Genomic DNA, 24,099 nt, shown 5'->3' with positions numbered 1-24,099 from the left:
TCTAACGGAAGGCGTTGGCGTCGGTGAGAGCCTTGCCCAGCACCAGCTGGTGCACCTCGGCGGTGCCCTCGTAGGTGAGCACCGACTCCAGGTTGTTGGCGTGGCGCAGCACAGGGTAGTCGAGGGTGATCCCGTTGGCGCCCAGGATGGTCCGGCATTCGCGGGCGATCGCGATGGCCTCGCGGGTGCTGTTGAGTTTGCCCGCGCTGATCTGCTCGCCGGTGATCTCGTGGCGGTCCTTCAACCGGCCCAGGTGCAGCGCGAGCAGCTGGCCCTTGCCCAGCTCGAGCGCCATGTCGGCGAGCTTGGCCTGGGTGAGCTGGTAGCCCGCCAGCGGCTTGTCGAACACCTCGCGGGTGCGGGCGTAGTCGATGGCGGCGCTCAAGCAGTCGCGGGCCGCGCCCAGCGCACCGAAGACGATGCCGAAGCGGGCCTCGCTCAGGCAGGCCAGCGGGGCGCTCAGCCCGCGCGAATCGGGCAGGACGGCGTCGGCGGGCAGGCGCACGTCGTCGAAATCCAGTGCGGCGGTGAGCGAAGCGCGCAGCGAGAGCTTGTGGTGCAGCTCGCGGGTGGTGAAGCCGGGGGTGCCCGCGGGCACCAGGAAACCGCGCACACGGGGCTTGTCCTGGCCGGGTTCCTCGGCATAGGCCCAGACCACGGCCACATCGGCGACCGAGCCGTTGGTGATCCACATCTTCGAGCCGTTGAGCACCCAGTCGTCGCCGTCGCGCCGGGCGCGGGTGCGCATGCCGCCGGGGTTGGAGCCGAAGTCGGGTTCGGTGAGGCCGAAGCAGCCGATCAGCTCACCGGCCGCCATGGCGGGCAGGTACTGCTGCTTCTGCTCCTCGGAGCCGTAGAAGTGGATCGCCGACATGGCCAGCGAGCCCTGCACCGACACCATGCTGCGCACGCCCGAATCGACCGCCTCGAGTTCCTGGCAGGCCAGGCCGTAAGCCGTGGCCGAGGCGCCCGCGCAGCCGTACCCCTCGAGGTGCATGCCGAGCAGACCGAGCTTGCCCAGCTCCGGGGCGATCTCGCGGGCGGGGAAGGTGCCCTGCTCGAACCAGTCGGCCACGTGCGGGCGCAACCGGCGCTCCCCGAATCGGGCCACGGTGTCGCGGATTTCGCGCTCCTCCGACGAGAGCAGCGGGTCGATCGCGAACAGTTCCTCGACAGTCACCATGGCGCCAGCCTAACCCCAGCGTGCCGGGCGAATCCGACACATCGTGCACGCCCGCACCCCCGCACCGCCCGCCGAAACCGGCCAACTAGTCTGGGGCCATGAGTGAGCTGGGATTCTCGACCAGGGCCATCCACGCCGGATATGAACCCGATCCTCAGACCGGCGCGGTGAACGTGCCGATCTACGCGAGCTCGACCTTCGCCCAGGACGGCGTCGGCGGCATGCGCGGCGGTTACGAGTACGCGCGCACCGGCAACCCCACGCGCACCGCGCTGGAAGCCAACCTCGCCGCCCTCGAATCGGGTACCTACGGTCGCGCCTTCGCCTCCGGCATGGCGGCCACCGACTGCGCGCTGCGCGCGGTACTGCGTCCGGGCGACCACATCGTCATCCCCGACGACGCCTACGGCGGCACCTTCCGGCTCATCGACAAGGTCTTCAGCCAGTGGGGCATCGAGCACTCGCCCGCCCACATCGCCGACCTGGACGCGGTGCGCGCGGCCATCCGCCCCAACACCAAGCTGGTCTGGGTCGAGACCCCCACCAACCCGCTGCTGAGCATCGGTGACATCCCCGCGCTGGCCGACATCGCGCACGAGGCCGACGCCAAGCTGGTCGTCGACAACACCTTCGCCACCCCGTACCTGCAGCAGCCGCTGCTGCTGGGCGCCGACATCGTGCTGCACTCCACCACCAAGTACCTGGGTGGACACTCCGATGTGGTCGGTGGCGCGCTGATCACCAACAGCAAGGAACTCGACACCGCGTTCGCGTTCCTGCAGAACGGCGCGGGCGCGGTGCCCGGCCCGTTCGACGCCTTCCTCACCCTGCGCGGCATCAAGACCCTGGCCGTGCGGATGGAGAAGCACTGCGACAACGCCGAGGTGATCGCGGAGTTCCTCACCAACCACCCGGCCATCTCCCAGGTGATCTACCCGGGCCTGCCCACCCACCCCGGTTACGAGATCGCGCAGAAGCAGATGCGTCGTCGCGGCGGCATGATCTCGGTGCGCCTGGCCGGTGGTCGCGACGCGGCGCTGAAGTTCTGCTCGCGCACCCGCATCTTCACCCTGGCCGAATCGCTGGGCGGCATCGAATCGCTCATCGAGCACCCCGGCGCCATGACCCACGCCAGCACCGAGGGTTCGGAGCTGGAGGTGCCCGCCGATCTGGTCCGGCTCTCGGTCGGCATCGAGGACATCAGCGACCTGCTCGCCGATGTCGAGCAGGCCCTGAGCTGAGACGGAGCCCCCGCGAATGACGAAGCGCCCGCATCCGATGTTCGGATGCGGGCGCTCGCGTTCGGGTTCGGTTCGTGCGGGCTCGGCGTGGCCGGGCTCAGCCGTGGTACGGCTCCGCGCTGACCAAGGTCACCTTCATGGTGTTGCCGTTGGGCAGCGTGTACTCGCGGGTCTCGCCGACCTTGGCGTCGATCAGCGCGCCGCCCAGCGGCGAGTTGGGCGAGTAGGTCTCGAGATCGGTGGCGCCGAGGCCCTCTTCGCGGGTCGCGATGAGGAAGGTCTCGGTATCGCCTTCGTCACCGTCGTAGTAGACCGTGACGACCGAGCCCGGGAGGGCCACACCGGACTTGGTGGGGGCGACGCCGACCTTGGCGTTGTTCAGCAGCTCCTGCAGCTGGCGGATGCGCGCCTCCTGCTGGCCCTGCTCCTCACGCGCGGCGTGGTAGCCGCCGTTCTCCTTGAGGTCGCCCTCTTCGCGACGCTCGTTGATCTCGGCGGCAATGACCGGACGATTGGCAATGAGCGAGTCCAGCTCGCCCTTGAGCCTGTCGTGCGACTCCTGGGTAAGCCAGGTCACATTCTCGGTCATCTCGATCACTCCCTAGTAGTTGTTCCCGGCGCACCGGGATTCCCTGAAACCGGCGCGATGACCTCGATCACGAGGGCATGCGCCAGCCCGACGGCTGGAGCGATCCTGGGGTGAACCCGTAACCCGGAAACAGCACCGCTGGCCGCCAATGCAGCAAACACGGCTCCGAGCCCCGGAACCGTGTATCAGCCCATTTTAGCATGTCTCATAAATATGCAGGTCAGGCCGGGCGGAGCGGGTTCATCCGACCCGCAGATAGTCCGGAACCTGTTCGGTGCAGCCGTAGATGTCGCCCGCCGAGGCGCGCGCGGAGGACTTGACCGTGGTGGTCACCTGAACACTGGTGTACTCCGATCCGGGCACCAGCACCTCGCGCCTGCCGACCTCGGCGCCGTCGCGATCCATGGCGCGCACGAAGCACACGACGTCGCGCTGGGGCTCGTCCCGAGTCACTTTCATGCGGATCTCGAGGGTCGAGTCGTCGACGACGACATAGCCGAGCTGCTCGGTCTCGATCGCCTTCGGGCCGTACTTCTGGAAGCCGAGATAGGCCACCCCCAGGCCCGCGACCACCACGCCGACGCCGAGCAGCACCATCAGCCAGAGGCGACGCGCCGGTGGCTTCGCGCCGTAACGATCGGCGTGTCGGGTGGCGGCGTCGGCCGGGTTCGCCGCGGTGTCGGGTGCGGGTTCGCTCATCGGTTTCTCGCTCCCGGGGGTGGTCGGAACAAACGGGGGGTCGGATGGAACTATAGGGAACGAAGTTCTGACACCCGCGAGCGAGAGCGATGGTGAACGAGACGTGAGTGGCCTTCGCCTCATGGCTGTGCACGCCCACCCCGACGACGAGTCCAGCAAGGGTGCCGCGACCACGGCACGCTACGCCGCCGAAGGCGTCGACGTGCTGGTCGTGACCCTGACCGGCGGTGAGCGCGGCAGCATCCTCAACCCGGCCATGGACACCCCCGGTGTCCTGGACCGGATCGAGGAGGTGCGCCGCGAGGAGATGGCGGCGGCCGCGCACGCGCTGGGCGTGCGTCAACAGTGGCTCGGCTATGTCGACTCGGGCCTGCCCGAGGGCGACCCGCTGCCGCCGCTGCCCGAGGGCTGCTTCGCGCTGGTGCCGCTGGAGGAGTCCACCGAGGCGCTGGTGAAGGTGGTGCGCGAGTTCCGGCCGCATGTCATCACCACCTACGACGAGAACGGTGGCTACCCGCACCCCGACCACATCCGCTGCCACGAGGTGTCGATGGCCGCCTACGAGGCGGCGGGCGATCCCACGAAGTTCCCCGACGCGGGCGAACCGTGGACGCCGCTCAAGCTGTACTACGACCACGGCTTCTCGATGAAGCGGCTCGAGGCCTTCGCCGGTGAGTACGAACGCATCGGCGAGCCGTTCCCGCTCCAGGAGTGGCTGGACCGGATGCGCGAGTACAAGCGCGACGACGCCTGGGCCAGGGTCACCACCCAGATCGAGTGCTCGAAATACTTCCCCCAGCGTGACGACGCCCTGCGCGCGCACGCGACCCAGATCGATCCCAACGGGGCGTTCTTCGCGATCCCGCTGGAATTGCAGCAGCGGCTCTGGCCGACCGAGGAGTTCGAATTGGCCAAGACGAGAGTGTCCACCGCCATCCCGGAGACCGACCTGTTCGCCGGTATCGAGGACGCCGACCGGTGATGTTGGCTCTTCTCGCACAGAACACCCCCACCGGCCCCGAGTTCGGCAAGGCCTCGCCGCTGGGTCTGCTGATCGTGCTGATCCTGCTGGCGGGCACGGTGCTGCTGGTCCGCTCGATGAACAAGCACCTCAAGGGCCTGCCCGAGACCTTCGAGCCCGAGCATCCGGAACCGGATCAGAAGGCCGACGAGGGCACCGAGCCCGGCGCGATTCCCGCCGAGGCCGAGAGCACCGACCCGCCGAAGTCCGCGACCTAGCCCGCCTGCGCGAAGTCGGTGACCAGCTCACCGATGATGTCGCGCGCGGCGGTGGCGTGCTCGGTGAGCGAACGTGGCGCGCCGTTGACGCTGAGCTCGATCATGGTGTTCATCAGGCCGAACAGGACGACGAGCTGACGTAGCGCAGCTCGCCGCTCCGACGAGGTCATCTCCATGACAGTGCCATCGTGGTTGTCGCATCAAGTGTTTCGGCCGACACCCAATCGTTGCCTCCGCGAACTACCAGTCGATGAGGTCGAGGTCGTGCAGGTGTTTGAAGACGAGCATGGAGCCGGGGGCGACGTGGTCCATGGCGGCGTATTCGCTGACGGTGAAGTAGCGGAATTCGGCGATCTCGCCGGTGGCGTGGGGCTCGCCGGTGAGGTCGGCCAGGAAACAGGTCATGTGCAGGCCGGTGTTGGTGGCGTGGCCGTAGGCTTCGGCCTCGAAGATGCCCAGTTCGGCGACCCCGGCCAGGCCGACGCCGAGTTCTTCCTCGATCTCGCGATGTAAGGCCTGCAGCGGGGTTTCGCCGGGATCGATCTTGCCGCCCGCCATGTAGAAGACTTCTTTGCCTTCCGGGCGCGTCTGGATCAGCCTGCGGTCGCGGACATGGGCGAGGGCGGCGGTGCGGATCATGGAGATCACTCTAAGGTGTCTGAGTCAGCCCGGGCTATCGGTGTGGCCGTCCGGGTTTCGTCCTTGAGCGCCACGCCGGAGCGACCGAGGGCGCGGGCCCCGGCGACCAGCCCCGCGACGACCCGCGCGGCGTCGGTGTAGGTGAGGCCGCCGGGGGGATGGATATTGGAGACGCAATTGCGTTCGGCGTCGGCGCGACCGGGGCGCGGGTCGTGGGTGAGGTAGACGCCGAGGCTGTCGGCCACCGAGAGACCGGGACGTTCGCCGATGAGGACCAGCACCGTACGCACACCGAGCGCCGCGCCGATGTGGTCGCCGAGGGCGACGCGGGCCTGGGTGGCCACGACCGGTGGGGCGAGGGTGTAGCGGTCGGCGAGTTCGTCGGCGAGGGCGGCGAGGAGTCCGGCGGCGTGATCGGTGAGGGCACGGGCGGACAGGCCGTCGGCGAGGACGACGCCGATGTCGGCGCCGTCGTTCCCGAGACCGGACAGGTCGGCGGGCAGTCGGCCGAGGTCGGGTCTGCGCAGGTACTCGGAGCGGTCGGCGGCGCGGCTGGTGACCGTCAGCGGTGTGCCCAGACCCATGCTCGCGATCTGCGCGGTGAAGATCTCGACGTCGAGCGGGACGTGCACCGCGTCGCGAGCGGCGGCGTGCGCGGTGCGCAGGGTGAGGACGTCGGTGGTCGGCAGGGCGTCGCCGGTGCGGCCCAGGCCGATGCGGGCCTGGGTGGTTCGGCGCAGGGCCGTCCAGAAGTCGTCGGTGGGGTCCGGCGGGCGGGGGCCCGACGGCGACGGACCGAGGTGGGCCGTCGCCGCGAGATCGGCGTCCGGGCAGGGGATCGCCGGTGCGGCACCGTGATCCGGTGTGCGGCGGTGTGCGGTCGGCCCGGTGCTCACCGGGTCCCCGTCAAGGCGTGCAGGGGTGAGGACATCGGAGGAACCTGGCGTACCCGCCCGTCTCGATCGAGCAGGCCGAGCCCGTCCAGCCAGCGCTCGAATTCCGGTGCGGGACGCAGGTTTCCGATGGTGCGGGCGTAGAGGGCGTCGTGGAAGCTCAGGCTCTGGTAGCCGAGCATCACGTCGTCGGCGCCGGGCACCGTGATGACGAAGGCGCAGCCCGCGGCCACCAACAGGGTGAGCAGGGTGTCCATGTCGTCGGAGTCGGCTTCGGCGTGATTGGTGTAGCAGATGTCCACGCCCATCGGCAGGCCGAGCAGTTTGCCGCAGAAGTGGTCCTCGAGTCCGGCGCGGATGATCTGTTTGCCGTCGTAGAGATACTCCGGCCCGATGAAGCCGACGACCGTATTGACCAGCAGCGGTCGCAGATCCCGGGCGACGGCGTAGGCGCGCGTCTCGAGGGTCTGCTGGTCGACCGGCCGATCACCCACGCCCAGATGGGCATTCGCGCTCAACGCCGATCCCTGCCCGGTCTCCAGGTACATCACGTTCTCACCGACGCTGCCGCGCCCGAGCGAACGCCCCGCCTCGTTGCCCTCGCGCAGCAGCGAGATGTTCACGCCGAAACCGGTATTGGCGCCCTCGGTGCCCGCCACCGACTGGAACACCAGATCCACCGGCGCGCCCGCCTCGATCAGGCCGATGGTGGTGGTGACGTGGGAGAGCACGCACGACTGGGTGGGGATGTCGAAACGCAGCCGGACTTCGTCGAGCAGGCGCAACAGGTCGGCCGTGGCTTGCGGGGAGTCGGTGGCGGGGTTGATGCCGATCACCGCGTCGCCGCAGCCCAGCAGCAGGCCGTCGAGGGTGGCGGCGGCGATGCCGCGCGGGTCGTCGGTGGGGTGATTGGGTTGCAGGCGGGTGCTCAATCGGCCGGGCAGGCCGATGGTGGTACGGAATCCGGCCCGCACCTCGGCGGCCTTGGCGACCGCGATGAGGTCCTGGTTGCGCATGATCTTCGAGACCGCGGCCACCATCTCCGGGGTGAGTCCCGGCGAGACCGCGGCCAGCGTCGCCGCCGCGGTGTCGGTCGCGGCGACGGCGAGCAGCCAGTCCCGCAGTCCGCCGACGGTGAGATGCGCGATCGGGGCGAAGGCGAGGCGGTCGTGGCTGTCGATGATCAGCCGGGTCACCTCGTCGGTCTCGTACGGGACCACGACCTCATCGAGGAAGGTCCGCAACGGCACCTCGGCCAGCGCCCACTGGGCGGCCGCGCGTTCGGCGTCGGTCTCGGCCGCGCATCCGGCCAGCTGGTCGCCGCTGCGCAGCGGGGTGGCCTTGGCGAGCAGGTCGATCAGGCCGTCGAAGGTGTGGGTGGTGACACCGACAGAGCTGCGGTACACGGTCATCGGGCGCCGTCTCCTTTCGCGGATTTCGGGTGCTCGCCCGGCAGCGCGTGGGCCGCTGCCGGGCGTACTCGGCGCTGCTACTCCAGGTCGTGTTCGGCTTTCGCCAGGACCGCGAACTCCTCGTCGGGCGATTTCGCGACCAGGTGATGACGACTGTAGAGGCCGAAGTAGGCCAGGAAGGCGCAGAAGACGCCGAGGGTGAACAGCGCCGCCTTCGGGTCGACCAGGAAGGTCGCTGCCACCGACACCGCCGCGATGACCAGGGCGAACGAGGTGGTCGCGATGCCGCCGGGAGTGCGGTAGGGGCGGGGCATGTGCGGCTCACGCACCCGGAGCACGATGTGGCTCACCATCATCAGCACGTAGCTCACCGCGGCGCCGAACACGGCCATGTTCAGCAGCATCGCGCCCTCGCCGGTGAGCGAGAGACCGAAGCCGATCACGCCGGGCACGATCAGCGCCAGCACGGGTGCCTTGCGGGAGTTGGTCACCGACAGGCTGGTCGGCAGGTAGCCCGCGCGCGAGAGCGCGAAGGTCTGGCGGGAGTAGGCGTAGACGATGGAGAAGAAGCTGGCGACCAGTCCGGCCAGGCCGATGTAGTTGACCACCTTGGCCGCCGAGCTGTCGCCCAGCGCCTCCACCAGCGGATTGCCCGAGGCCGAAGCGTCCTGGGCGCCGAGCGCGCCGGTCACCAGGAACAGCACCACCGCACCGGTGACCACCAGCAGCAGCATCGCCACGATGATGCCCTTGGGCACGTTCTTCGCCGGATCACTGGCCTCCTCGGCGGCCAGCGGCACGCCTTCGACGGCGAGGAAGAACCAGATCGCGAACGGGATCGCCGCCCAGATGCCCAGGTAGCCGAAGGGCAGGAACGCCGAGGCGCCGGTCGCGTCGGCGTCGGGGGTGATGTTGGTGAGATTGGCCGAGTCGAACTCGCCGATGGCCGCGATGGCGAAGACCACCAGGCCCACCAGCGCGATACCGGTGATCACGAACATCGCCTTGAGCGCCTCGCCCGCGCCACCGAGGTGGATGCCGATGAACAGTGCGTACACCGCCAGATACACCCACCAGCCGTCGGTGATCCCGAACAGGTTCAGCGATTCCACGTAGGCGCCGATGAAGGTGGCGATGGCGGCGGGCGCGATCGCGTATTCGATGAGAATCGCTGTGCCGGTGGCGAATCCGCCCCACGGCCCGAGCGCGCGCCGGGCGAAGGTGTAGCCGCCGCCCGCCGCGGGCAGTGCCGAGGACAGCTCGGCCATGCCGAGCACCATGGCCAGATACATCGCGGCGATCACGATCGCGGCGATCAGCAGACCGCCGAAGCCGCCCTCGGCCAGGCCGAAGTTCCAGCCCGAGTAGTCGCCGGAGATCACGTAGCTCACGCCGAGCCCGGCCAGCAGCACCCATCCGGCCGAGCCGGACCGCAGGGTGCGTTTGGCGAGATATTCGTCGGTGGCGGCGTCCGCGCCGGTGGCGGGAATCGCGTCAGTACTCACGGGGTAGCTCCTCATCAACAGCAATGCGCACTCGGCGGCAACAGTGAAGCTCGAGGGTTGAAGAATGGTTGACGACTGTTACGGCCGTGGATCACCGAGGTCAGCGACGCGTATCAAGCGTCGCCGACCTGCGTAAACGGTGTGTTTACTGGTGTTTCACATCACTGTGGAACGGTGTCACCGGTGGGTGGTGGGGGCTGGGTTTCCAGCTCGGCCACCTCCTCGTCGGTGAGCAGCCGGGAGCGGATCAGGAATCGCACACCCTCGGGTGCCTCCAGGGAGAAGCCGCTGCCACGGCCGGGCACCACGTCGACGGTGAGGTGGGTGTGCTTCCAGTAGGCGAACTGGTCGGCGCTCATCCAGAACGGGATGTCGTCGGGCAGATAGCCGAGCAGCACGTCCGAGGCGCCCACGCGGAACTCGCCGCGCGGGTAGCACATCGGGGAGCTGCCGTCGCAGCAGCCGCCGGATTGGTGGAACATGACCGGGCCGTGTTGCCCGGCCAGTTCCCGCAGCAGCGCCGCCGCCTTCTCGGTGAGGTCGACGCGCCGCGTCATCAGAAGAAGCCGAGCTTGGTGGGCGAGTAGCTGACCAGCAGGTTCTTGGTCTGCTGGTAGTGCTCGAGCATCATCTTGTGGTTCTCGCGGCCGATGCCGGACTTCTTGTAGCCGCCGAAGGCCGCGTGCGCGGGGTAGGCGTGGTAGCAGTTGGTCCACACCCGGCCCGCCTTGATGCCGCGGCCGAGGCGGTAGGCGGTGTTGATGTCGCGGGTCCAGACACCCGCGCCGAGGCCGTAGAGGGTGTCGTTGGCGATCTTCAGCGCCTCGTCGGTGGAGTCGAACGTGGTCACCGCGACGACCGGGCCGAAGATCTCCTCCTGGAACACGCGCATGTCGTTGCTGCCCTTGAAGATCGTCGGCTCGATGTAGAAGCCCTCGGCCAGCCCGTCGACGCTGCGGACCGCGCCGCCGGTGAGGACTTCCGCGCCTTCCTTCTTGCCGATGTCGATGTAGGACAGGATCTTCTCGAACTGGTCGTTACTGGCCTGGGCGCCGATCATGGTGGCCTCGTCGAGCGGGTTGCCGCTGACGATGGCCTTGGTGCGCTCGATACAGCGGGCCATGAACTCGTCGTAGATCGACGAGGCGATCAGCGCCCGCGAGGGACAGGTGCACACCTCGCCCTGGTTGAGCGCGAACATCACGAAGCCCTCGATGGCCTTGTCGAGGAAGTCGTCGTCGGCGGCCATCACGTCGGGCAGGAAGATGTTGGGGCTCTTGCCGCCCAGTTCCAGGGTGACGGGGATGATGTTCTCGCTCGCGTACTGCATGATCAGGCGGCCGGTGGTGGTCTCGCCGGTGAAGGCGACCTTGGCCACGCGCGGGCTCGACGCCAGGGGCTTGCCCGCCTCCACGCCGAATCCGTTGACCACGTTGAGAACTCCCGGCGGCAGCAGATCCGCGATGAGCTCCACGACCTTCATGATCGAGGCCGGGGTCTGCTCGGCGGGCTTGAGCACCACCGCGTTGCCCGCCGCCAGCGCGGGGGCCAGCTTCCAGGTGGCCATCAGGATCGGGAAGTTCCACGGGATGATCTGGGCGACCACGCCCAGCGGCTCGTGGAAGTGATAGGCGATGGTGTCGCCGTCGACCTCGCTGATCCCGCCCTCCTGGGCGCGCAGGACTCCGGCGAAGTAGCGGAAGTGGTCCACGGCCAGCGGCAGGTCCGCCGCCAGGGTCTCGCGGACCGGCTTGCCGTTGTCCCAGGTCTCGGCCACCGCAAGGGCCTCGAGATTGTTCTCGATCCGATCGGCGATCTTGTTCAGGATGTTGGCGCGCTCGGCGGCCGACGTGGCACCCCAGGCGTCGGCGGCCCGATGAGCGGCATCGAGGGCCAGCTCCACATCCGCCGCGCTCGACCGCGCGATCTCACAGAACGGCTGCCCGTCCACCGGCGAGGTGTTCTCGAAATACCGCCCCTCGACCGGCGGAACCCACTTCCCGTCGATGAAGTTGTCGTACCGCGGCGCGTAACTGACGACACTGCCCTCGGCACCCGGCTTCGCGTAGATCATGAGTTCGGTCTCCTCGCTGATTCCGATGAATCGTGACGCCCATCACTATGCGCCGCGAGGGTTGATGAAACGTTGAACCCCGACCGATCAGGCGCGGAGAGTACGCCGAGCGCTGGTAGCACGCTGTAGCGCAACAGGCTACGCTGGTGCCATGAGGCAGATCAGTCAGCGCGAGTTCCGAAACAACTCGGCAGCGATCATGGACGCCGTGGAAGCGGGTGAGACCATTCGGGTCACCCGCAATGGCGTCGAGGTCGCGGAAGTGCGACCGGTCGGACGACGGCGTCGGCGCAGTGCCGAAGAGCTGGTGGCCCGGCACCGAGCGCTGCCGCGAGTGGACTACGCGACGATGCGCGCGGAGGCCGATGAGTTCTTCGGCTCCGAGGATCGGATCGGCGACGACGACCCGTGGAGCGACCGGTGACCGCCCGGCACGAGTCTGGGGTCCTCGACACCTGTACCTACCTGGATCTCGCCGAACTCGACGCCGCCCACCTGCCCGAGACGCCGGAGATCACCGCGATCACCTTGGCCGAGTTGAACCAAGGTGTGGCGATGGCGAAGGACCCGGTCGCGCGCGCGGCGCGTTCGGAGCAGTTCGGAGCGGCGATCGTCGAATTCGATCCGTTGCCGTTCGACGAAGCCGCCGCCACCCGGTACGGGACGCTGGTCGCGTTGACGATCGCCGCGACCCGCGACCCGCGCCCGCGTCGCATGGATCTGCTGATCGCCGCGATCGCCTCCGCGAACGACTTGCCGCTGTACACCCGGAACGCGGGCGACTTCAAGGGCTTGGAGAGCATGCTCGAGATCGTCGCGCTCTGACCGGCTTCCGACCGATCAGGCACGCAGGGCGCTGTGGAGGCGGGCGGTGGCCATGGCTCGGCGGGGGTCGTGGGTGGGGAGGAGGATCATGGCGTGTTCGTGGATGGCGATGTCGTCGGGGGCGGCTTCGCCGTAGGTGAGGGCGTGGTGCGGGTGGGGGCTGGAGAGGACGGCGTTGCGCATGGCTACCTCGAGGTGGTCGCGCCATTCGGTGATGCCGGGGGTGTCCGAATCCGGAAGCAGCGGGCCGTGATACAGGTGGACGGCGGTGTCGAGGTCGCCGGATTCGAGGGCGCGCAGGACGTCGACGGCGTCGCAGGACAGCGGGGTGGTGAAGCGGTAGACGCGGCTGGTGATGTCGCCGCCGGTGGCGCGGCGCAGGTAGGACATCTCGGATTTGAGGGTGCTCGCGCCGACGGCGCGGTCGCCGTAGACGGCGTGGTGCAGGCGTTCGTGGTTGTAGCCGTCGTCGTCGAGGGCGAGCAGGGTGAGGATCTCGAGGTGGCGGGGGCGCAGGCGGACGGGGGTGCCGTCGCGGGTCAGGCGGCCGGTGCCCAGGCAGGTCAGCCGCATTCCGGCGGGGGCTGGCTGAGCGGCGTGCAGTTTCGACTCGATAGCGGCGGCCATGGTCTGCACGGTGGTCATGGCCAGCGGGTGCGAGCGTTTCCAGGTGGTCGACAGGTCGAGCACGCCGAGCATGGTGCCGTCGGCGGCGCGGATCGGCGCGCAGTAGCAGACCCAGCCGTGCAGGGCCGCGACCAGGTGTTCGGCCGAGAACACCTGGTGGGGCTGGTCGGTGCGCAGGGCGAGGGAGAGCGCGTTGGTGCCCATGTGCGGCTCGTCCCAGCGGCCGCCGGGCGCGAAGTTCACCTGTTCGGCGCGCCTGCGCATGACCGGGCCGCCGTAGGTCCACAGGATCGTGCCGGAGGCGTCGGTGACGGCGGCGACGTAGCCCGCGTCGTCGGCGACGCTGTGCAACTGGTCCTTCAACGCGGTCACCGGCTCGCGCAAGGGCGACTCGGCCCAGCGCGGCCCGATGTCGGTCTCGCTCTCGGGCGCGTGATCACGCCCCGGATCGACCGTCCGCAGCGACCGCAACCACGACTGCGCCACCTCGGTGCGCACCGCCGAACTCCGGCCCAGCGCGGAGGTGTCGGCCCGATCCGGCACCCACTGCGCCCACTCCCGTTCCAGCGCAGCACGCTGCGCGGAGAGCGTCAGCCGCTGAGCCATCGGGGTCCGTGTCTTTCCTGCGGGGTCACATGGCGAGTATTGCGCTTCTCATCATGCCCTAGATCCGCCCGCTGAGCAGCAGTTTCCCGTGCGCACCCGCCGGTGCGGCCGCGTAGGTCTCACGACCCTGTGGGGAAGTGTGGATGCGCCGCGCCGACCGCTGCTCAGTTCTGTTCGTGCTCGGCGAGTTCGGGGAGGCGGGGGACCGAGTCCAGGAGGCGGCGGGTGTAGGCGTGGTCGGGGGCGCGCAGGACCGTGTCGACATTGCCGGATTCGACGATGCGGCCGTCCTTCATGACCAGGACGCGGTCGGCGATGTGTTGGATGACGCCGAGGTCGTGGGAGATCAGCAGGAGGGCGGTGCCGAATTCGGCGCGGAGGTCGGCGAGCAGGTCGAGGATCTGGGCCTGGATGGAGACGTCGAGCGCGGAGACCGGTTCGTCGGCGACGAGCAGGGCCGGGTTCGGCGCGAGCGCGCGGGCGATGGCGACGCGTTGGCGTTGGCCGCCGGAGAGGGCGCGTGGGTGGCGGTCGAGCAGATCGCGGGCGAGCCCGACCGCGTCGAGGATCTCGCGCACCCTGCGCGCGCGGGCGGCACCGCGTACGTCGACGGTGTCGAGGCTCTCCCCGATGACGCGCTCCACGGTGTAGCGCGGATCGAAGCTGCTGAGCGGGTCCTGCGCGATCAGTTGCGCCGCGCCGCGCAGGGGCCGCAGTTCGCGCTCGGAGAGTTCGCTCCACGGTTGACCGTCGACGACCACCCGCCCTGACGACGGTGCGATCAGCCGCAGCGCCAACCGCGCGGTGGTGGTCTTGCCCGAGCCGGATTCGCCGACGATGCCGAGGGTTTCGCCCGCGAACAGGTCGAAGTCGACGTCCGCGACCACGGTGCGCGCGGCAGGACCGGAACCGTAGGTTTTGGACAGCTCGCGCACCGAGAGCACGACGCGGGTGTCGTCGATGGAGCGTGGTGGTAGAGGTCCTCGCTCGTGCTCGGCGCCGTCGGTGGCTCGATGCCGGTCTCGCTGGTGAGTGCGTGGTGACGACACCATAGAAGCTCGCTCTGCCTGCACTGACGCAGCGGCCAGTTCGGCGGAAGCCGGTTCGGCAGCTGACTTGGTGGGCACCGATGTGCGAGCCGGTTCGGCGGATGCGGCGGTCGATGCGCCTGAGGTGGGTGCCGGTCTGGTGGGCGCGGCGGTCGGTTCGGTCGAAGCGGCAGTTGGTCCGGCGGACGCGGCGGTCGGTTCGGTGGATGCGGTAGTCGGTTTGGCGGACGGGGCAGTCGGTTTGATGAGGGCCGGTGTGGCTGACTGTTCGGCGGCGACCGATAGTCGTGATCCGCGGGAGGCGGCGGAGGGGACGGCTGCGAGGAGTTTCTTCGTGTACGGGTGGGTCGGGCGGGTGAGCACGTCGAGGGTGGGGCCCTGTTCGACGACTTCGCCGTCGCGCATGACCAGGACACGGTCGGCCACCTCGGCGACCACCGCCAAGTCGTGGCTGATCAGCAGCAGGGCGGTGCCGTCGGCCTTGCGGGCGCGCAGGAGGTCCAGGATCTGTTGTTGCACAGTGACATCGAGGGCCGTGGTGGGTTCGTCGGCGATGATCAGGCGTGGGTCGCCCGCGATGGCGGTGGCGATGAGGACGCGTTGACGCAGGCCGCCGGACAGTTCGTGGGGGTATTGGCGCAGCCGTCGTTCGGGTTCGGGGACGCCGACGTCGGTGAGCAGGCGGACACTGCGTTCGGTGAGTGCGCGTCGGCGCAGCGGGGTGAGAGCGCGCTGTACCTCGGCCAGTTGCGCGCCGATCGAGTACAGCGGGTCGAGCGAGGTCAGGGCGTCCTGGAGGACGAAGCCGATCTCGGACCCACGGAGGCGCCGCCACTGTCGATCCCGGTAGCCGCGTGCGTTCTGCCCGAACAGTGAGAGCCCATCGGCGCGCACCACCGCACCCGGCCCGGCCAGGCCGACCAGCGTGCGTGCCGTCACCGATTTACCCGACCCGGACTCGCCGACCAGCGCGACGGCCTCACCCGGTTCGATGCGCAGATCGATGCCCTTGACCACCTCGCGAACGCCGCCTTCGGCCGGGAAGCCGACCCGCAGGTTCGTCACATCGATCAGACTCATGTCGGCCTTCCGTCGTAGTGCCGTTGCCAGCGCCGACCCAGCGAGCTCACCGCGATCACGGTGGCCGTCACGGCGACGCCGGGGAGCACGGCGATCCACCAGGCATTGCGCAGATAGTTGCGTCCCTCGGCGAGCATGGCGCCCCACTCCGGTTCGGGCGGTTGCGGTCCCATGCCGAGGAAACTCAGCCCGGCCGCGCCGAGGATGGCGGTGCCGAGGCCGATGGTGGCCAGGATCGGGACCTGAGCCACCGCGTGTGGCAGGACGTGGCGACGCACGAGCGTGGCGCGGGTGAGCCCGAAGGTCCTGGCCTGCTCGACGTAGCCGGATTCCTGCACGACCAGGGTCTGGGCGCGCACCACGCGGGCGAAGCGGGGGATGGAGGCGATGCCGAGCGCGAAGATCAGATTGGTGGTGCCGGGCCCGGTGAACGAGATCAGCACCAGCGCGAGCAGCAGGTCGGGGAACGAGGAGACCACGTCGAGGAACCGGGTGATCAGCTCGTCGACCGGACCGCGCGCGAGCCCGGCCAGCAGCCCGAGCAGCGTCCCCACGATCACCGCGATGGCGACGGCGGTGACACCGATGAGCAGCGAATAGCGGGCGCCGTGCACCACCCGGGTGAACACGTCACGCCCCAGATGATCTGTGCCGAACCAGTATTGGGCACTCGGTGGGAGCTGGGCCGCCCGCGGATCGGCGGCGAGCGGATCGTCACCGGCCAGCAGAGAAGGGGCGAGCACGGCGATCGCGACGAGGGTCACGGTCAGCGCGGCCACCGCGACGCCGGGCGCGACAGTGAAACCCCTCGCATACGTGGCGATCTGCGAGAGCGCACGGGATGGACTGGCAGTGGTCATCGTCCACCCTCTCCACGTGCCGCACGCCGCAGGCGCGGATCGAGTGCCAGGTACAGCAGGTCGACCAGGGTGCTGATCACCACGTACACCAGCGCCGACAGGATCGCCACGGCGAGGACCACCGGAAGATCCTGGGCGAGCACGGCTTCCACCGTCACGCGCCCGAGGCCGGGCCTACCGAAGACCTCCTCGATGATCACCGCGCCGCCCAGCAATCCGCCGACCAGCCATCCGGTCAGAGTCACCGCGGGCAACGACGCGTGCCGCAGACCATGACGCACGCGGAGTCCGGTCTCACTCACCGACCACGACCGCACTGTCACCGCGAACGGCTCGTCGAGCGCCCGCTCCAGACCGTCGCGCAGCACCTGCGAGATGACCGCGCCCAGCGAGAGTCCGAGCGCGAGCGCGGGCAGGACCAGTGCAGAGAGCCCCTTGTTGGACGCCACCGGAAAGACCTTCAACTGGAAACTGAATACCGAGAGCAGCACGATGCCGAGCCAGAACGACGGCGTCGAGACCAGTGCCAGCTCAACGGAATTGGCCACCGATCGCGCACGACGCCGCCGCGCGGTCGTGGTCGCCACGACGACGGCGAACACGATCGCCACCAGCAACGCGGCACCGGTGAGGGCCAGCGTCGGACCGACCTGCGAACCGATCACCTCCGCCACCGGCCGCTGCAACACATACGACCGACCGAAGTCCCCGTGCGCGATATTCCACAGGTAGCGCGCGTACTGGACCACCGCCGGACTGTCCAGCCCCCATTCGGCGCGGATGGCGGCCTCGATCTCGGGGGTGCGCGGCTGCTCGCCGATCAGCACGTCGACCGTTTCGCCGGGGGCCAGCCGTACCCCGAGGAACGTCAAGGTGGCCGCACCCCACAGCACGCCGAGGCCCGCGAGAATCCGCAGCACCACCCGCCCGCCGATCCCGGCACGAATGCCGGAACCGGCGGGCGCGGCCTGCTGCTCGGCGGTGATGTCGAGCGTCACCGACACCACCCCGTCGCGCTACCCACGATCGATCCAGATGTCGTAGGCGCTCTCCGGAAGTTGCTTGTACGGACGGAATCCCGCGCCGTACACGTGCGCGGCGGCCGCGATCTGGTTCTCCGGAATGTAGAGCGGCAGCGCGTAACTCTTGTCGACGAGCGCGAACTTCTGCAGCTGCGAGTACTGCTTGGCGCGCTCGGCGACGTCGGTGGTCGCGGCGGCGGCCTGCAACCAGGCCGAGAGCTCGGGATCGCCCGCGCGGCTGTAGTTGAGCGTGCCCTTCGAGGAGGACGGGTACCAGTGGTTCTCGATGTCGATGCCGCCGGTGATGGTGTCGGAGTTGGCGATCGAACCGAAGGTGTTCTTCTTGCGCAGTTCGGCGTAGGTACCGAGGTCGACGTAGGACAGCTTCAGGTCGATGCCCGCGTTCTGCTTGGCCTGGGCCTGCACCGCCTGCAACAGCACCTCGCGCTGATCGCGCACGGTGGACTGGGCCTGGATCAGGTCGATGGTGAGGCGCTGCCCGTCCTTGGTGCGGAAGCCATCGGAATCCTTTGCGGTCCACCCGGCTTCGTCGAGCAGGCGGTTGGCGGCGGCGGTGTCGGCGCCGTAGGTTTTCTCGATGCTCTTGTCGTAGAAGGGCGTGTCGACGGTGGAGGTGATGCCCCACCCGCGCGTGCGCTGACCGCGATAGATCGACGCCAGGACCGCGTCGACGTCGACGGCGGCATTGAGCGCCTTGCGTACCCGCACGTCGGTGGCCGGACCGAAGGTCGCGTTCCAGTACAGCGAGTACGGGCTGCCGTTGTTGAGCGCCGTCTGATACGTGTACTCGGGATCGTCGCGGAACAGCGAGGCGTCGTTGCCGGAGACGCCCTCGATGAGATCCACTTGGCCCGAGGTGAGCGCGCCGACGCGCACCGAGGACTCCGGCAGGAACCGGTAAGTGACCTCGTCGAGGTGGGCCGGACCCTGGTGCGCGGCGATGCTCGGCGCCCAGTTGTAGTCGGGATTCTTGCGGAAGTGCAGCTCCTGACCCTTGACGTAGCGGTCCAGGATGAACGGCCCGGTGCCCGCGATCTCGGGTCCGCCGGACTTGAGCTGCGGCTTGTCGAAGGCGGCGGGGGAGATGATGTCGAAGCCGGAGGCGAAGTCCAGGAACGGCGCGTACGGGTTCTTCAGGGTGAAGACCACGGTGTGCTCGTCGCGGGCCTGCACCCCGGCCAGGTTCGACAGCGGCCCGGAGGAGAAGCCACCGGAGTAGCTCAGGTCCTGCATGGTGGTGAAGTTGCGGGCGACCCCGGCCGCGGTGAGCGGGTTGCCGTCGGTGAACTTCACGTCCTCGCGCAGGGTGAAGGTGTAGGTGAGGCCGTCGGCGGAGATCTCGTGGCCTGAGGCCAGCCACGGGACGAAACCGCCGTCCTGGGTGCGGGCGAGCAGGGTCTCATAGGTGTTGCGCAGCAACATCTTCGTGTTGCTCTGCCCGTTGAGGTGCGGGTTGAGCGTGGTCGGTTCGGTCTCCACGCCCCAGGTCAGCGAGCCGCCGCTCTTCGGTTCCGCGGATTCGCGTGCGGTGGTGTCGGTTCCGCCGCACGCCGACACCAGCAGCGCGGTCGCCGCGATCAGTGCCGTGGCCAGTCGTCGAGTGCGCATCACAGTGCGGCACTCCTCTCCTCGATGAGAAACAGTGATTGATCGGTGGTGACCACCGCCCCTTCGGCGGCGGTCACCGTGACGATTCCGGCGTGGGTGGCCGTGAGTTCGTGCTCGAGCTTCATGGCCTCGACCACGCCGAGCAGTTGTCCCGCCTCGACCGGGGTGCCGGTCGAGACGTGCAGCCGCACAAGAGTTCCCGGCATGGGGGAGCGGATCTCGGGACCGGCGTCGGAGTCGGCGAGCGCGCGGTACTCGGCGCGCCGCACCTCCCGGGTGACCCCGTCGACCTGACACACCCAGCTCTCGCCGGTCCTGCGGATCACGCAGGTGGACGACCCGACGGTGACGGTGGTGCCCGCGATGTCGACCCGGACCGGCACAGGCGCGGACCCGCTCACGTCGGTGCGCGTCGACGCGGGATCGGTCGGGCCGAATGGTGCGCTGGCGCGCGACGCGGGATCGGCACGGCTGACGGCTGGTGTGGTGGTGCGCGATGCGCGTCCGGTGTGGCCGATGACGGTCGCGTCGGCACGGGTAGGCGCCGCGTCCGCACCCACACTCGCTCGGGTGAGCGATGGTGGTGCGGACTCGGCGCGCAGCAGGGCCGCATCCCCGGCGTATCCGCTGACCCGCACCGTGAACGGTCGCCCGTCGACCTCGAGATCGATACCGCCGAGATCACCGTCGACCGGATCGAGCCACGCGCGATCACCGCTCGGCGCACCGGCCGACCAGGGCGTGGCCCGGTCGGGGGCGCTGAGCACCCCGCCCACCGCCAGCGCGGCGATCTCGTCGGGATCGCCGAACTCGACGACCGGGTCGATCCGGTCCAGGTAGGCCGTGTCGTGCTCGGCGGCCGCGACGATGGGGGAGGCCAGGACGTGCGCGGCGAAGCCGAGGTTGGTCGAGATGCCGTGCCAGCGCAGGTCCGCGCTGGCACGCCGGGCACGGTCCAGGGCCTCGGTCCGGGTGGTGCCGGTGGCGACCAGCTTGGCGATCATCGGATCGAATCCACCGGTGACGTTGAGTCGCCGGGTGAACGCCCGTTCCACCCGCACGTCCGGCCAGTGCGTCACCTCGAGCTCGCCCGGACACGGCAGGAACGACCGGAACGGGTCCTCGGCATACATCCGAACCTGCACCGAGGCACCGGAATACGCGATGTCGGCCTGCTCGACGGGCAGCGGCTCACCGGCGGCCACCCGCAACTGCCACTCCACCAGGTCCAGTCCGGTGATCTCCTCGGTAACGGTGTGCTCCACCTGCAACCGCGTGTTCATCTCGATGAAGAAGAACTCGTCACCGACCAGCAGGAACTCGAAGGTGCCTGCACCCACGTACTGCAAAGCCTTCGTGCCCTGCACCGCAGCGGTGAACATCGCCGCACGCACGGCATCGGGAATCCGCGGCGCGGGCGCTTCCTCGATCACCTTCTGATGACGCCGCTGCAACGAGCAGTCCCGATCGAAAAGGTGCACCGCACCACCGAATTCGTCCCCGAAGACCTGCACCTCGATGTGCCGCGCGCGCTCGACATAGCGTTCCAGGTGCAGTCGACCATCGGCGAAAGCCGCTGTCGCCGTGCGCGATGCCGAGGCCAACGCCTCGCGCAACCCGGCCGCCGCGCGCACCACCGACATCCCCTTGCCGCCACCGCCACCGGCGGGCTTGACGATCAATGGGAATCCGATGGCCGCCGACGCCTCGACCAGCGCGTCGAGATCCTCACTCGCCTCGGGCGTACCGGGCAGCACCGGCACCCCGGCGGCCGCCATCACCCCGCGCGCCGACGCCTTGTCGGCCATGGTCTCGATCACCCGCGAACTCGGGCCCACGAACACCAGCCCGGCCGCGCGCACGGCACGCGCGAACTCGGCGTTCTCGGACAGGAACCCGTAGCCGGGATGCACCGAATCGCAACCGTTCTCGGTGGCCGCGCGCACCAGCGCGGCGGCGTCGAGATAGCCACCGGCGGGCAGCGATACCGTCGCCACCGCCCCGGCGTGCCCGGTCTGTTCGCGGTCTTCGGCGACGGCCACCGTCACGTATTCGATGCCGAGTCGGTCGCAGGTGCGCGCGATCCGGGCGGCGACCTCGCCCCGGTTCGCGATGAGCAGTCGCGTGATCACAGCCGGAACACCCCGAAGTTGGCGGGCGCGGGCTCGGGCCGGTCCCAGCGTTCGTGGGCCAGCGACAGGCACTGGGCCAGCCACGACCGGGTGTCCTCCGGTTCGACCACCGCGTCGATCCACATGCGCGCGGCGATGTAGGTGGGTAGCGACTGCCGTTCGAAACTGTCGATGATGGGCTGCTTGATGGCGGCCTCGTCGGCGGCGCTGAGTTCCTTGCCCTCGCGGCGCAGCCGGTCACGCTTGAGGATCGCCATCACCGCGGCGGCCTGCTCGCCGCCGACGCCGGTGGAGCGGGCATTGGGCCACATGGCCATGAACTGCCCGCCCATCGAACGTCCCGACATCGCGAAATTGGCGGCGCCGAAGCTGCCGCCGATCACCAGCGAGATCTTCGGCACCGTCGCGCAGGACACGGCGTTGACCATCTTCGCGCCGTGCTTGGCGATCCCGGCCCGCTCGTACTCCTCGCCCACCATGAACCCACTCACGTTGTGCACGAACAACAGTGGGATACGGCGCTGATTGCAGATCTGGATGAAGTTGGTGGCCTTGAGCGCGCTGTCGGGGAAGATCACGCCCTGATTGGCGATGATGCCCACCTCGTATCCGGCGATGCGCGCGGTGGCGCACACGATGGTGATGCCGTAGTCCCTGCGGTACTCCACCCACGAGGTGGCATCCACCACGCAGCGCAGGATGGCGCGCACGTCCATCTCCTTCTTGGTGCTCGCCGGGATGAGGTCCGGTAGCCGGGCCGGATCGTCGGCCGGTTCGAGCGCGGCGAAGGCCGGGGGACGCACCTGGTCGCCGGGGGTGCGCGCGATGATGTCGCGGACCATCGCCAGCGCCTCGATCTCGTTCACCGCCAGGTGATCGGCCACCGCGGTCTCGCGCACGTGCAGATCGGCCCCGCCCAGGGTCTGCGCGTCGACGACCACGCCGGTGGCCGCCTCCACCAGCTGCGGACCACCCAGGAAGACGGTGCTCAGGTCTTTGACCATCACCGTCTCGTCGCTCATCGCGGGCACGTAGGCGCCACCGGCGGTGCAGATGCCGAGCACCGCCGAGATCTGCGGCAATCCCATGGCCGACATCTCCGCGATATTGCGGAACATCTTCCCGAGGTGTTCCTCGTCGGGGAAGATCTCCTCCTGCAGCGGCAGATAGATGCCGCCGGAATCGGCCAGGTAGACGCACGGCAGCCGGTACTCCCTGGCCAGTTTCTGGCCGCGCAGCTGCTTCTTGATGGTCAGCGGGTAGTAGGTGCCGCCCTTGACGTGCGGATCGTTGGCGAACACCATGCACGGACGGCCGTGGATGGTGCCGATGCCGACGATCAGCGCGGCGGCGGGCAGATCGGTGTCGTACACCTCGTGCCCGGCCAGCCGCCCGATCTCCAGGAACGGCGTGCCCGGATCGAGCACCCGGTCGACCCGTTCACGCACCGGCAGTTTGCCATCGCCCGCGCGCCGACGCGGCGCCACGATCTCGGCGGTGTGTTCGCGCAGCAGGGCGCGCTGGGCCTCGAAGCCCAGGGTGTTCTCGACGGTGACGGTCATGCGGGCTGCTCCGCCCGCTCCTGATGCGCGGCCAGGCTCGCGCTCAGCGTGTCCGCGAACCGGCGGATGGTGTCGGGCGCGAGGTCGGCGCGCAGCATCAGCCGCAGGCCCGCGCTGCCGCGGCGGATGATCGGGAAGAACACCGGGGAGGTGTAGAACCCGGCCTCGAGCATGTCGCGCGCGACCGCCACGGTGACGTCCTCGCGGCCGATGCTGACGAAGCGGATGGGCAGCCCGTCCCCGGCGTTCTCGGTCTCGACCAGGGTGTCGAACAGGTGCACCCGCTCGCGCAGGGCGACTTGTAGCGTGTCGACGGTGCCGTCGTCGTGCAGGTCGCAGGCGGCGACGATGGCACCGAGCCCGGCGGTGTTCACCCGCTGCGACCACATCAGCGGGCCGCTGGTGCGCAGCAGCGTCGGCTTGCGGGAGTCGTCGCCGGGCGCGCCGAAGAAGATCACGCCGCCGCTGGCGCCGAAACCCTTGTTGAGCGAGGCGATCACGAGTGTGCGCTCCCGCCAGCCCTCGTAGGCGCCGAGCACGTAACCGCGCCCGCCTCGACCGATCGTCGAGATGCCATGTGCCTCATCGAAATACAGGAACAGGCCATATTGATCCTGCAAGCGGTGCAGTTCGGCCAGTGGTGCGCCGCCGCCGGTGCTGTAGACACCGTCGGCCACGTAGGCGACGGTGGAGTGCTTGCGGCACAGCTCTTCCAGTGCCTCGATGTCGTTGTGGGCGATGGTGACAAGCTCGGTCTCGTCGGCCACCAGCGGCTTCATCGCGTTCAGGCAGAAGTGCGCGTTCTTGTCGAACACCACCAGCGGCGGCTCGCCGTCGGTGAGTTCACCCGAGGCCAGCAGCGGCAGGGTGGCCCAGGCCGCCGCCGCGCAGGACGACACGGTCACCGCCTGCGCGCCGAAGGTGTGCGAGAGCCGCTGTTCGGCCTCCTCGAGCAGCGACAGCCGGATGCGCATGCGGGAGATGGAGGAGTTGATGGTGCCGGTCTCGTCCAGGCCCCGGTGCGCTCCGGCAAGGATGCGCGGGTCGCTGTCGAGGCCGAGGTAGGAGTAGGAGGAGAAGTTGACGATCGCGCGGCCGTCGCGGTCGTGCACCGTGCCGTCGCGCATGTCGGTGGCGATGATGTCGACCAGGCCGTGCGTGGTGCTGTCGTCCCAGAAGGTGTTGCTCAATTGCAGCTGCCGCCGGATATTGGCGAATTGGTGTGTGACCATT

The 24,099-nt window shown here is 69.0% G+C and carries 23 protein-coding genes; 5 read left to right on the top strand and 18 right to left on the bottom strand.

What is annotated here, in order from left to right:
* Position 1 precedes the first annotated feature (1 nt).
* Positions 2-1,183, bottom strand: coding sequence for an acyl-CoA dehydrogenase family protein (locus QC180_RS04110; RefSeq protein ID WP_278261240.1), 1,182 nt, complete (start codon positions 1,181-1,183; stop codon positions 2-4).
* 98 nt (positions 1,184-1,281) lie between these two features.
* Between QC180_RS04110 and QC180_RS04105 the strand changes: the two genes are divergently transcribed.
* A complete protein-coding gene (locus QC180_RS04105) occupies positions 1,282-2,424 on the top strand; it encodes a cystathionine gamma-synthase (RefSeq protein WP_278261239.1) in 1,143 nt (380 codons plus the stop codon).
* A 97-nt stretch (positions 2,425-2,521) separates the two neighbouring features.
* On the opposite strand, the gene greA is transcribed toward QC180_RS04105, so the two are convergent.
* Complete coding sequence (gene greA, locus QC180_RS04100) at positions 2,522-3,013, bottom strand: transcription elongation factor GreA (protein ID WP_278261238.1); 492 nt, start codon at positions 3,011-3,013, stop codon at positions 2,522-2,524.
* 240 nt (positions 3,014-3,253) lie between these two features.
* Complete coding sequence (locus QC180_RS04095) at positions 3,254-3,712, bottom strand: DUF4307 domain-containing protein (protein ID WP_278261237.1); 459 nt, start codon at positions 3,710-3,712, stop codon at positions 3,254-3,256.
* 121 nt (positions 3,713-3,833) lie between these two features.
* Here QC180_RS04095 and mca point away from each other — a divergent pair, with 121 nt between their 5' ends.
* Both mca and QC180_RS04085 read left to right on the top strand, forming a co-directional pair.
* A complete protein-coding gene (gene mca, locus QC180_RS04090) occupies positions 3,834-4,694 on the top strand; it encodes a mycothiol conjugate amidase Mca (protein WP_278261236.1) in 861 nt (286 codons plus the stop codon).
* A complete protein-coding gene (locus QC180_RS04085; protein WP_278261235.1) occupies positions 4,694-4,951 on the top strand; it encodes a hypothetical protein in 258 nt (85 codons plus the stop codon). The genes mca and QC180_RS04085 overlap by 1 nt, the downstream gene beginning before the upstream one ends.
* On the opposite strand, the gene QC180_RS04080 is transcribed toward QC180_RS04085, so the two are convergent.
* From QC180_RS04080 to adh, 7 genes are all read right to left on the bottom strand, one after another.
* On the bottom strand, positions 4,948-5,121 hold the full coding sequence (locus tag QC180_RS04080; protein ID WP_278261234.1) for a hypothetical protein: 174 nt from the start codon (positions 5,119-5,121) through the stop codon (positions 4,948-4,950). The genes QC180_RS04085 and QC180_RS04080 overlap by 4 nt on opposite strands.
* A 70-nt stretch (positions 5,122-5,191) precedes the next feature.
* Positions 5,192-5,590 carry an NUDIX hydrolase gene (locus QC180_RS04075; protein ID WP_278261233.1) on the bottom strand — a complete coding sequence of 133 codons (399 nt, stop codon included), beginning with the start codon at positions 5,588-5,590 and terminating at the stop codon, positions 5,192-5,194.
* A 5-nt stretch (positions 5,591-5,595) separates the two neighbouring features.
* On the bottom strand, positions 5,596-6,486 hold the full coding sequence (gene eutC, locus QC180_RS04070; RefSeq protein ID WP_278261232.1) for an ethanolamine ammonia-lyase subunit EutC: 891 nt from the start codon (positions 6,484-6,486) through the stop codon (positions 5,596-5,598).
* A complete protein-coding gene (locus QC180_RS04065; RefSeq protein ID WP_278261231.1) occupies positions 6,483-7,895 on the bottom strand; it encodes an ethanolamine ammonia-lyase subunit EutB in 1,413 nt (470 codons plus the stop codon). Before QC180_RS04065 ends, eutC begins: the two co-directional genes overlap by 4 nt.
* A 77-nt stretch (positions 7,896-7,972) precedes the next feature.
* Entirely contained in the window at positions 7,973-9,415 is a 1,443-nt protein-coding gene (gene eat, locus QC180_RS04060; protein ID WP_278261230.1) for an ethanolamine permease, read from the bottom strand.
* A 146-nt stretch (positions 9,416-9,561) separates the two neighbouring features.
* Positions 9,562-9,957 carry a DUF779 domain-containing protein gene (locus tag QC180_RS04055; RefSeq protein ID WP_278261229.1) on the bottom strand — a complete coding sequence of 132 codons (396 nt, stop codon included), beginning with the start codon at positions 9,955-9,957 and terminating at the stop codon, positions 9,562-9,564.
* Positions 9,957-11,474, bottom strand: a complete 1,518-nt coding sequence (gene adh / locus QC180_RS04050) for an aldehyde dehydrogenase (RefSeq protein WP_278261228.1) — start codon at positions 11,472-11,474, stop codon at positions 9,957-9,959. Before adh ends, QC180_RS04055 begins: the two co-directional genes overlap by 1 nt.
* A gap of 151 nt (positions 11,475-11,625) precedes the next feature.
* Between adh and QC180_RS04045 the strand changes: the two genes are divergently transcribed.
* Positions 11,626-11,898, top strand: coding sequence for a type II toxin-antitoxin system Phd/YefM family antitoxin (locus QC180_RS04045; protein ID WP_278261227.1), 273 nt, complete (start codon positions 11,626-11,628; stop codon positions 11,896-11,898).
* Positions 11,895-12,299: a type II toxin-antitoxin system VapC family toxin gene (locus QC180_RS04040; protein ID WP_278261226.1), complete on the top strand. Its 405-nt coding sequence runs from the start codon at positions 11,895-11,897 to the stop codon at positions 12,297-12,299. Before QC180_RS04045 ends, QC180_RS04040 begins: the two co-directional genes overlap by 4 nt.
* A 15-nt stretch (positions 12,300-12,314) precedes the next feature.
* Here the strand turns inward: QC180_RS04040 and QC180_RS04035 are convergent, their stop codons facing one another.
* The 8 genes from QC180_RS04035 to QC180_RS04000 all read right to left on the bottom strand — a co-directional run bounded on the left by QC180_RS04035 (position 12,315) and on the right by QC180_RS04000 (position 24,098).
* Entirely contained in the window at positions 12,315-13,532 is a 1,218-nt protein-coding gene (locus QC180_RS04035; protein WP_278261225.1) for a GAF domain-containing protein, read from the bottom strand.
* A 164-nt stretch (positions 13,533-13,696) separates the two neighbouring features.
* A complete protein-coding gene (locus QC180_RS04030; RefSeq protein ID WP_278261224.1) occupies positions 13,697-15,661 on the bottom strand; it encodes a dipeptide ABC transporter ATP-binding protein in 1,965 nt (654 codons plus the stop codon).
* Positions 15,658-16,521, bottom strand: a complete 864-nt coding sequence (locus QC180_RS04025; RefSeq protein ID WP_278261223.1) for an ABC transporter permease — start codon at positions 16,519-16,521, stop codon at positions 15,658-15,660. The genes QC180_RS04030 and QC180_RS04025 overlap by 4 nt, the downstream gene beginning before the upstream one ends.
* On the bottom strand, positions 16,518-17,519 hold the full coding sequence (locus tag QC180_RS04020) for an ABC transporter permease (RefSeq protein ID WP_278261222.1): 1,002 nt from the start codon (positions 17,517-17,519) through the stop codon (positions 16,518-16,520). Before QC180_RS04020 ends, QC180_RS04025 begins: the two co-directional genes overlap by 4 nt.
* A gap of 18 nt (positions 17,520-17,537) precedes the next feature.
* Complete coding sequence (locus QC180_RS04015) at positions 17,538-19,172, bottom strand: ABC transporter substrate-binding protein (RefSeq protein ID WP_278261221.1); 1,635 nt, start codon at positions 19,170-19,172, stop codon at positions 17,538-17,540.
* Positions 19,172-21,304, bottom strand: a complete 2,133-nt coding sequence (locus QC180_RS04010; RefSeq protein WP_278261220.1) for an ATP-binding protein — start codon at positions 21,302-21,304, stop codon at positions 19,172-19,174. The genes QC180_RS04015 and QC180_RS04010 overlap by 1 nt, the downstream gene beginning before the upstream one ends.
* Entirely contained in the window at positions 21,301-22,866 is a 1,566-nt protein-coding gene (locus QC180_RS04005; RefSeq protein WP_278261219.1) for an acyl-CoA carboxylase subunit beta, read from the bottom strand. Before QC180_RS04005 ends, QC180_RS04010 begins: the two co-directional genes overlap by 4 nt.
* On the bottom strand, positions 22,863-24,098 hold the full coding sequence (locus tag QC180_RS04000; protein WP_278261218.1) for an aminotransferase class I/II-fold pyridoxal phosphate-dependent enzyme: 1,236 nt from the start codon (positions 24,096-24,098) through the stop codon (positions 22,863-22,865). The genes QC180_RS04005 and QC180_RS04000 overlap by 4 nt, the downstream gene beginning before the upstream one ends.
* Between the last annotated feature and the right edge of the window lies 1 nt (position 24,099).

The organism is Nocardia anocheti (assembly GCF_029675105.1).
Lineage (GTDB): Bacteria > Actinomycetota > Actinomycetes > Mycobacteriales > Mycobacteriaceae > Nocardia.
Note: the sequence above shows the minus strand (reverse complement) of the source record. Positions and strands in the feature narration are given on the sequence as shown.